The 9,187-nt window shown below is 68.4% G+C and carries 6 protein-coding genes; 1 reads left to right on the plus strand and 5 read right to left on the minus strand.

Annotation, left to right across the window (positions count from 1 at the left end; all coding sequences use genetic code 11):
* Positions 1-242: 242 nt before the first annotated feature.
* The 5 genes from QIS96_RS37380 to QIS96_RS37400 form a co-directional block, all read right to left on the minus strand.
* Positions 243-779, minus strand: coding sequence for a hypothetical protein (locus tag QIS96_RS37380; RefSeq protein ID WP_282547348.1), 537 nt, complete (start codon positions 777-779; stop codon positions 243-245).
* 196 nt (positions 780-975) lie between these two features.
* On the minus strand, positions 976-2,097 hold the full coding sequence (locus QIS96_RS37385; protein ID WP_282547349.1) for an AAA family ATPase: 1,122 nt from the start codon (positions 2,095-2,097) through the stop codon (positions 976-978).
* A 144-nt stretch (positions 2,098-2,241) separates the two neighbouring features.
* Positions 2,242-4,581, minus strand: coding sequence for a transposase (locus QIS96_RS37390; RefSeq protein WP_282547350.1), 2,340 nt, complete (start codon positions 4,579-4,581; stop codon positions 2,242-2,244).
* Positions 4,472-5,380, minus strand: a complete 909-nt coding sequence (locus tag QIS96_RS37395; RefSeq protein ID WP_282547351.1) for a TnsA-like heteromeric transposase endonuclease subunit — start codon at positions 5,378-5,380, stop codon at positions 4,472-4,474. Before QIS96_RS37395 ends, QIS96_RS37390 begins: the two co-directional genes overlap by 110 nt.
* A 131-nt stretch (positions 5,381-5,511) precedes the next feature.
* Entirely contained in the window at positions 5,512-6,627 is a 1,116-nt protein-coding gene (locus tag QIS96_RS37400) for a TniQ family protein (protein WP_282547352.1), read from the minus strand.
* 159 nt (positions 6,628-6,786) lie between these two features.
* Between QIS96_RS37400 and QIS96_RS37405 the strand changes: the two genes are divergently transcribed.
* Positions 6,787-9,187 (plus strand): DEAD/DEAH box helicase (locus QIS96_RS37405; RefSeq protein ID WP_282547353.1); only part of this gene is annotated, 2,401 nt, incomplete at its 3' end.

Raw genomic sequence — 9,187 nt, forward strand, 5'->3', positions numbered from 1 at the left:
GCGGTGACAAATCCGTTGGTGATCACTGGGGTGGTTTGTGGGGGTGGGGTGTTGGCCTGGGTGTGTGGTGATTGTTTCGGGATGTGTGGTTGTGGTGCGGGTGCGGGGGGTGGGTGGGGGTGGGTTTGGCGTGTGGGTGTGGTGATCGTTTCGGTATGGAGTGATCGGTGCGGGATTTCGTTTTGTGGGTGGGCTGTGGTCTGTCTTTGGGGAGTGGTGTTTGTTCGTTCCTGGCTGGGGTGTCAGTCAGATGAGGTCGGGACGGTCAGGGAGTTGAGGATTTCGACGGCGGTGGTGGTCGCTGCTTGTTGGAGGTCGAGGTCGCGTACGAGGGTTGTGGTGTCGCAGTCTTCATCACCCAGTGTTGTCGTGACGTGGACCCATTCGCCGCCACCGGTGGCGTACTCGCGCCAGACCCTGCCGATCGTCGGACTGTCGTGGACTACGCGGTTGCGCCGTTTGACGGCGTCGTCGATGAGGTCGAGCGCTGGTGGCCATTCGGTGTCGCAGAAGCCGTCGATCTTCTGCCGTATGCGGTTCAGGAGGCGCCCCGCGGGCTGGTCGATGGGGGCAACCGGGTCGAGGCGGGAGAGGATCATGCCGAGGACTGCCTCGGTCTGCGCGGCCTGCACTACCACCAGGCCCCTCAGCCGGTTCAGTTCCGCGGCTTGGGTTCCGTCCCAGGAAGCGGTGTCCGGGCCGTGCTGGGGGTACTGGTCGGCCTGGATGGTGGTCCATGAGAGGGCACGTATTCCGTAGCGGGGTGATTCGGTCGTCATTGGACGAAGTATCAGCGCTCTGCAGGGCAGGAGCCAAGCGGCTTTCCCGCACGCCAACGTAGGTCGCGCTGCTGCGAGTTCGGGGTTTTCGTGAAGGGGCCAAAGCTGCGTGACGACCGGGGGCGCGCTGCTCATCGACCAGTGGGTGCTTCGGGAGCCGTGGGCGGGGTTCGGGCTGTGGGCCGGCCGATGTGTTTCAGGCGCTGAGTTGGGCTGCGGCGGTGTTGATTTCTTTGAGGGTGATGTTTTCGCTGCCGGTGCGGATCGCGGTGACGGCGGCGGTGGAGATGATGTGGGCGAGGGCTTTGAAGTGGCCGCCGGTGTGCCGGTGCAGTTCGACGGCGTGGCGGGTCAGGGCGTGTTCTTCGAGGTGGTACAGGCGCAGGTCGTTCTCGAAGCCTGCCAGTACGTTCCGGAAGGTTTCCGGGTCTTCGGTGTTCAGGGGCAGGGGGTGCAGCCAGGTCACCGGGAGCAGCGCGGCGGGGGAGGGCGGGGCTGGTGAGGTCGTGTGTCCTGCCTGCTTCAGGCGGGTTTGGTCTTCTTCGCTGACGCGGGCCAGGTCGTCGGCGAGGTTGCGGGCCTGGTGGATGAGGTGGCTGGCGCCGGTTCCGCAGTAGACGAGGGTGATGCCGAGTTTGTTGCGCAGGTAGTCGAAGTAGGGGAGCACGCCTGCGAGTTGTCCGGGGGTGGCGCGGTTGATGTCGTCGATGAGGAGCAGGCGGGTCTGTGTCGTCTCCATGATGTAGTTGACCGACAGGGTGTGGTCGGGGTGCCGGCGCAGCTCGAGGACTTCGGCGATGCTTTTGGGCTCGTGGCTGACGCCGAGGTAGGAGGCGATCTCCCAGATCCAGTTCACCTTCGACTCGGGGTCGGCGGGGGTGGTGATGTGGACGACGGGGATCTGGTGGGGCTGCCTGCCGCCCTGGGCGGTTTCGATCTCTTTGTGTGCGGTGCGTCCGATGGCCCGCAGCAGGCAGGTCTTGCCTGTTCCGGGAGGTCCGTCGATGACGTGGTCCATCAATCCGTCGCGGCGTCCGCTGTTGAGGTGGATTGCGTCGACGACTGTGTTCTGCATGTGGGTCATCGCGTCGGTGGGCACCATCCGCAGATGCCGGTGGTAGGCGATGGCCGCCTCGTCCCTCTTCCGGTTCGGTGGGGGAGCGGTGCCCGTGGTCAGGGCGGGTGGGGTGACGTCGTCGTCGACGAAGTGGTTCCACCCGGTGACCTGGAACAGCGGCAGTGGCCGCATCGGGGTGTCCTTGAGCTGCTGGCGCAGTCGGGCTTCTCGTGCCTCACGCAGCTGAACGGATGCCTTCATCCTTGGTGCCCTTTCACCGTAGTTCGAGCCCGCCGCTTTTGCGGCAGACAGGCTGAAGCGGGGCAGCAGGACTGCGCACATCGGCCCAAAGGGCTTGTCCTTCACGCCCTTTGAGGCGGCGCCATTCGCTCTGCCTGCCCTGCGTCACCCGGAATCGTGTTCACCGTCTTCGTCGTGTGGATCGAGATCGTCCAGGAGCTCGGCCTCGACCACCTCGCCGTCCGATGCCGGCGCCCCGGCTGTGGGGAGCTTCGGCTCCCTGTCGGCGTCGTCATCGCCGAAGAGCGAGTGGAGCGGGTGCGGTGCGTGCCTGTCCTCGGGCTGCCTGTCTGTGCCGTCTGCGCCTGCGGGCAACGCCGGGCATGCGGCCGTACGCGGCGGTGCCTGGGGGGAGATGGGCTGGGCGGGGTAGGGCCGCAGTGTCGACAGGTCGAAGTCCTCAAGACCGGCGTAGGGGTCTTCGGCCGGCTGCTCGGTGTCCAACTCCATTCCCTGGAAGGGGAGTTCGGTCCCGGTGCGCTTGGGCGGCGGTCTGCGGGAGCGCCGGCGCCTGCCCCGCTGGGCGAGGGCCAGGGCGATCGCCTCCTGGTCCTGCTGGCTGCCGCCGGATGCTTGGTGTTGTTCGGCGTGCTCGGCCCACATGTCGGCGGTCCACGGGTCGGTGAGCAGGTGGCGGAGTCTGAAGTCGCAGGTGATCCAGGTGCCCGTGGTGTGGTCATGCAGCCATACCCGTTCGGGGCGATACGGGTTGTAGCGGCACTCCCACCGGTCCGCACGGCCGGGCAGTTTCGAGCCGCCGCGCAGCAGAAGGCGGCGGTAGCGTCCGGCGTTCTCGGTGATGGGCTGATAGACCCGATAATCGATCATGAAGCCGCTCTTGCCGGGCCTGACCCACCGAGGCAGCAGGAAGAAGCGGTTCTCGGCCGGCGAGAGCGGCAGCGGCCGGTAGCCGCAGCGCCCGACCTGCACGGCATACATGTCGTTGGGGGACAGCTCGATGTGCGGCCTGAAGGGGTCGCGCAGCCCCGCATCGGGAGTCTGCTGGTACTCGAGCGCGACCCATTCCTGTGCCATCTGCTGGAGTTCAGCGATCGTGTACAGCGGCATCCGGTCGATGCCGCGGCCGCGCGTTTTGTGGCTGCGGCCGGCCCAGCCGTTGGGGACGTGCTGGCTGAAGCCGTGCGCGAGGGTGATGAAGAAGCGTTCGGCGAGCGGCTTGTCGGTGGGAGTCTTCTTACGCGCCGGGCGCCGGGCGATACGGAGCCGGTCGCAGACTTCGGTGAAGTGCTCGCTCACATACGGGCTGCCCTGGTCGTAGACGATCAGTTCGGGGTGGATGACGGGCCGGGCGGCGGTGGCCTTCGTGAACCGTTCGTCTGCCGCGGCGAGTTGCCCGAACGGCAGCGCGGAGGCGGCGGCCGCGGACAGCGGGTCCCAGCCGGGCATCACCGGCCAGGGCGCGAAGGCCTGCGCCAGCATCAGGGTCAGGTCGATGGCCCGTGTGGCCCGGCCCGCCTGCCCGCGGCTGGTGTCTTTCGCGTGGCTGGGGGTGATCATCAGGGCGCACACGCTGTGGCTGGCCACGTCGATGAGTACGGTCAATTCTGTGGCCACGGGCCGGCCGTCGTCGCCGCGGGCGAGGATCCGCAGCGGTGTGGTGTCGACCTGGGTGACCTGCCCCGGCCGCAGCACGATTTCGCGTCCGCCGTGGGGCGGGGGCGGGATGGAGGCCAGGGTGGTGCGGGCGCGTGTCGGCCGGGCCAGAACATCGGCCAGGCCGGATTCCTTCATGCGCAGGTAGAAAGTGGAACGCGACGGCAGCAGGGCGGCCCCAGCCACCGGATCATCACACTCGTCGCCGTAGCGTGCGCGCAGGAGGTCTTCCACCTCTTCACGGATCACTTCGATGGTGACGTCTGAGGTATGCGCGTGCCGGGCCACTACCTCCTGCATAGCGGTCAGGCACCGCGGATCGGTGAAGCCGCCCGGCCGCTTGCACCGAGGTCTGGGCAGCAGGACGGCAGGATTTTCACCTGCCTCTTTCCACGTACGCCGTTTGTCGGCGAGCGTGTGGGGCGAGTAGCTGATTCCGGCGGCGGCCAGCCGTTCGGACATCGCTGTGCACCGCTGTGCCAGCGTCGTATCCGGACCGAACCCGTCCTGCGACACCCGTGCGCCGGGTGCCAGCCCGGTGTCGATCTCCGCCATGCGCGCCTGCCAGATCCGGGCCTGCTCCCGCTCGGCATCAGAGAGCGCCGCCGGCAACGCCAGTCTCGCGGTCCTGCCGGCGGGAGGCTTCGGCTCGCCTCCGGCATCGACGACAGCGAAATCAGCCGCACCCACCAGCCACCGGTAGGACACCGCACGGGGTGCTTCACCACTGCCGTCGTGTGGCGTCAGGGTGACCTGCGGCCCCTGCCACGCCACCACCTCCCACACACGTTCCTGCCAGCGCACCCGTGCCCCGATCGACAGCGCCCCCACCAACCCGCCTCCACGAGCCTTCATCAGCGCCCCTTGCTCCCTTTACCGCGTCTCTCACTGTCCAGGCCAGGGAGTCGGGTAGCAGCGGCCGACTGTGGTCGAACAGCAGCTGCTGCCGCCACAGCATCCGGTAGGCGAGATCCAGGCCCGTCAGCGGATCCAGGCCGCTCGCCGCCACACCCGCCCGCAGGCCCGTCGGCTCCCCGAACGCCTCCAGCAGCGCTTGCTCCCCGCCGTCCTCGCCGCATGCAGGAAACCGGTAGCCGGTCAGCCACACGAGATTGCGCCCGCGCAGCCCTGATGGCTCACGCACCTGCCGCACTCGCCACCCGGCCGCCTGCGCGACGTCGTTCAGCACCTCAAGCCTCGACGCGGGCAGGCTCTCCTGGCCGGACGGTTTCAGCACCAGCACCTCACGCCTGCCGGTTGATGTGCGTGCGATGAAGTCCGGGCGCCAGCGGTACTTTTGGCCGTCTGTCTGCCACCGCAGTTCCACCGGGTTCGCGCTGAACGCCGCCCAGGCCGACTCGAAGTCCAGCTCCAGCGCGAGCCGCCACTGCCGCAGGCTTGCGCACACCACGGTCTGATCCCGTGTCGCCACCGGCCAGTAGGTGATGACGCCTCTGCGGCCCCGGTAGGGCACCGGCTCGGTGACTGGCCCGAACTCCTCCAGCGCCAGCCCCCGCAGCAGGCCCGCACTGCACGAGAGCCGCGGCCCGTACGGCGCGCGGTACACGGCCGTAATGCCCCGCCTCGTGTCCGCCGCCACTGCTTCCTGCACGTCGCCGATGTCCTCCACCGCGCCACCCGCCCCCTGCCGTGGCCGTGGTACTGCACCGACTCGCGACCCTCCGCTCCCAACACCCCTGTCTGTACCGGGCGTTCGTCTGTCGACGGGCCTCGCGGGCGCTGGTGTTCTATTGCCGGGCGTCACATCTCGCATGCCGGGTCTCCCAGTTGCCAGGGCAGGCACGAGGCCACCCCCAATACCCCCGTGGGCTGCTCCGCGCATTCATGCCCGGCAGACAGCCGTAGACGTACCTGCCGCAACTCTTCAGCACTCGGCGGACCAGATCGAACGTGTCGCGCCTGAGGGGCTGTTGTCATGGCTGGTTTGTCGGTGCCTGGAGGGCCGGCGGGAGCACTGTGCCGCTGCAGCCAGTCGGTCAGTGCCCAGCGGCCGACGGTGAAGTCGACACCCCACCGGTCCATGCAGTCGCGCAGCTCCTCCAACCACCGTGCACGAGCCTTGCTGTCCCGCTGGCCCGAGACTTCGAAGGCCGCCAGATGCCCTGCCACGGCCGCTGCCTCCGGCATCAGCACGAGCGGCGCCGTGGGCACAGCGTGCGCCCGAAGTCCCGCATCCCGCGCCCGCTGCACCCATCGCGTCGTGTGGGGCAGGTGCGTCCACCAGTGCACCGTGATCTGGAAGGCGTCGGCGAACAACTCTTCTCCCGCCGCACCGTATGGCCGGCTGAGCGCTTCCCGCTCCTGGTGCGCGGCGACCGTCTCGGGCAGGAGTTTCAGCGACAGCCCGCGCTCACCCCCGGTGCCGTCACTGTCGGTGAACCGAAGATGCTCCAGGCACACCCGCCAGCGGTCCGGGCTGATCATCCACACCGTCTCCCGCACCCCACGGGCGGCGGTACACGTTCCGCACAGCGGCACCAGGTGCCCCTCGCGCACCTGCCAGGGCCACGTCCACACCGCATCCTCCTGCTCCGCCGTCAGTAGGTGCGCGGCTGCGGTGCTCGGCAGTACCTCCTGCAGCGCCCGCGGGGTGCTGTCGGCCAGTACGGCCAGATACTCAAGTCCCCGCTCGTTGACGTACATCTCGGTGGTGGAGGGATAGGCCCGCACCCGCACCGGATCCGTGGAAGCCTGCCCGAAGCCCACACGCTCCAGCAGCTCTTCCAGCCCAAGCCCCTGGCCGTGTGCCAGCCGGCTGACGAAACTGCCCGTCGACTCACCCGGTACCGGTTCCACCCGCACCGGAAGAGGCTGACGCGGGCCGAACGGCCAAGCAGGAGCTGCCAGTTCGCTCACCTCCCCAAGCCCCTCCCCGCCGGTGGCTGCTGCCGCGAGCGCGGCATTCCCTCATGCTGCTCCGCGCCGCGGGCCGAGAACCGTCCCGCCCGCTCGATATGCCGGAAAGGGTGAACCGCTCCGGGAAAGACAAACCGAGCCCCAACTCGCGTGCGGACCATGAAGATCCAGGCACGCGAGCATCAGGGGGCGCCGGTGACCTCAGCCGCCACCGAGGATCAGCTCGTCACCGAGCTGCGCGGCCATCAAGCCGCCGCTGTCGACGCGAGCGTCTCCGCGTTCCTCGACCACCACGCCCGCACGTCCGTCGTGATGGCCACCGGCACCGGCAAGACCCTCGTCGCCCTCCACATCGCCCACCGCACCGCCGGCGACGGCAACGTGATCCTCTTCGCCCCCACCATCGAGCTGCTCTACCAGACCGCGCAGGTCTGGCAGCGTGAAGGCCGCCGAGGCCTGTACCTGACCGTCTGCCACGAAGACGCCAGCCCTACGCTGCCCGGCGGCATCCTGCGCATCAACTCGGCCGAAGAACTCGCCCAACACGCCGCACAGGCAGCGGCCTTCGGACCCCTGAACGTCTTCTGCACCTACCACTCACAGGAGAAGGTCGAACAGGCCCACCGCGCCTTCCATCTCGCCCGGTGGGCCCTGATCATCTGCGACGAGGCACACCGCACCGCCGGCGACGGCAACAAGGCCTGGGCCCGCGTCCTCGACGACGACCTCTTCCCCGCCCGCCACCGCCTGAACATGACCGCAACACCCCGCGTCCTCGACCCCACCGCCGACTCGGACACCCTGGGCACTGACGTGATCGCGTCCATGGACGACCCCCGCCTGTACGGCCCGGTCGTCTACCGTCTCTCCCTGGCCGAATCGATCGCAGAAGGCCTCCTGGCCGACTACGAGGTCGTCGCCGTCGAAGTCACCCAGGAAGACCTCAGACAAGCCCTGCGCAACCCCGAACGCATCGACACCACCAGTGAAGGACTGCGCCTGGCAGCCGCACAGATCGCCCTCCTGCGCGCCCAGCACCTCTACGACCTGAGACGCACCCTCACCTTCCACACCTACATCGCCGACGCCTGTGTCTTCGCCGAAACCCTCACCGCCACCGCGCAGTTCATGCCGACCCCCATGCGCTGCCGCCTGTCCAGCAACGCCGTCCACAGCAGCCTCGGCGCAGTCGCTCGCCGTGAGCGGGTCCAGGAATTCATCGACACCCCCACCCACGGCCCCCCAGACGAGGACCTCCCGCGCAGAGCCGTGCTCAGCAACTGCAACTGCTTCACCGAGGGAATCGACATCCCCTCTCTGGACTCCATCCTGTTCGCCGACCCCAAGAGCAGCCCCGTCCAGATCCTCCAGGCCATCGGCCGAGCCCTGCGCCAGACCCCCGGCCAAGGCAAGATCGCCCGCATCGTCGTCCCCGTCTACCTCAGCCCAGGCCAGCAGCTCCAAGAAGGAGTCAAAGGAACCAGCTTCCACCTGCTGCACCAGATCCTCATCAGCCTCAGCGCCTGGGACGAACTCGTCTTCACCCGCGTCACCCTCCACAACGGACAACGCACCACGCGCCCCTACACCCCCGCCCGGCCGCTGCGCGCCGACGAACTCATCGACCTGCTCCACCCCAAACACACCCCCGCCCCCAACCAGGTCTGGGACGCCGCCCACGAACAAGCCCGCGCCTTCCACGACATGCACGGCCACCTGAACGTCCCCAGCCGCTACCGGACGTCCAACGGCTTCTACCTGGGCTGGTGGGTGGGCAGACAACGCTCCCTGAAACAGCACGGCATGCTCCTGCCGCAGCGAGCCGAAGCCCTTGAACATCTCGACATCCAGTGGGAACACCCGCCCACCAGCATCGAGTACGCCCTCACCATCGCCCGCGACTACACCGCCCGCCACGGCCACCTCGTGCCCCGCACCACCGACACCCACGACGGCTTCCCGCTGGGCACCTGGCTCGCTGACCGGCGCCGCGAGGCCCGCGAAGCCTCCCTGCCGTACTGCTACCAGCGTGCCCTGACCGAGATCTACCCCTGGTGGAACAGCCCCTGGGACAAAACCGGCCAATGGCGCCGCTCCTACGCCGCCGTCCTGGCCGCCGCCCGCCGCAACAAACTGCCCTTCCCCGACCTCAGCCTTGAACAGGCCCGCAACCTGCACAGCAGGTGGCTAGCCGACCAGATCACCGCCCTGCCGCGTCTCACCACCACCCAGCGCGAACTCCTCGACCAGATCCCCCTGCGCCACCCTCTCGCCCACCTGCTGCGCCGGCCCCGCGGATACTCCGCCTGGGCCTTCCACAAAGGACTGCGCGAGGCCTACCTGTTCTGGCGCACCCACCACCACCTCGCCGTCCCCGCCACCTACCGCGGCGACGACCCCAGCGATCCGCTCCTGCTGCGCCGCTGGCTGTCCGAACGACGCCGAGGCATCGCCCGCCTCACGACCCAAGAGATCAACGCACTTCAAGCCCTGGACATGCGCTGGTTGAGATCAGGACAACTTCCCCCGGTCCTCAGGCCAGCCACCGGGCGATCGACTT

Origin of the sequence: Streptomyces cavernicola (genome assembly GCF_029968035.1) — a bacterium.
In the GTDB taxonomy this organism is placed as follows: Bacteria; Actinomycetota; Actinomycetes; order Streptomycetales; family Streptomycetaceae; genus Streptomyces; species Streptomyces cavernicola.

Bases quoted from the DNA above. Each gene is read 5' to 3' on its own strand.
- QIS96_RS37380 (WP_282547348.1), bottom strand. From the start codon at position 779: ATGACGACCGAATCACCCCGCTACGGAATACGTGCCCTCTCATGGACC.
- QIS96_RS37385 (WP_282547349.1), bottom strand. From the start codon at position 2,097: ATGAAGGCATCCGTTCAGCTGCGTGAGGCACGAGAAGCCCGACTGCGC.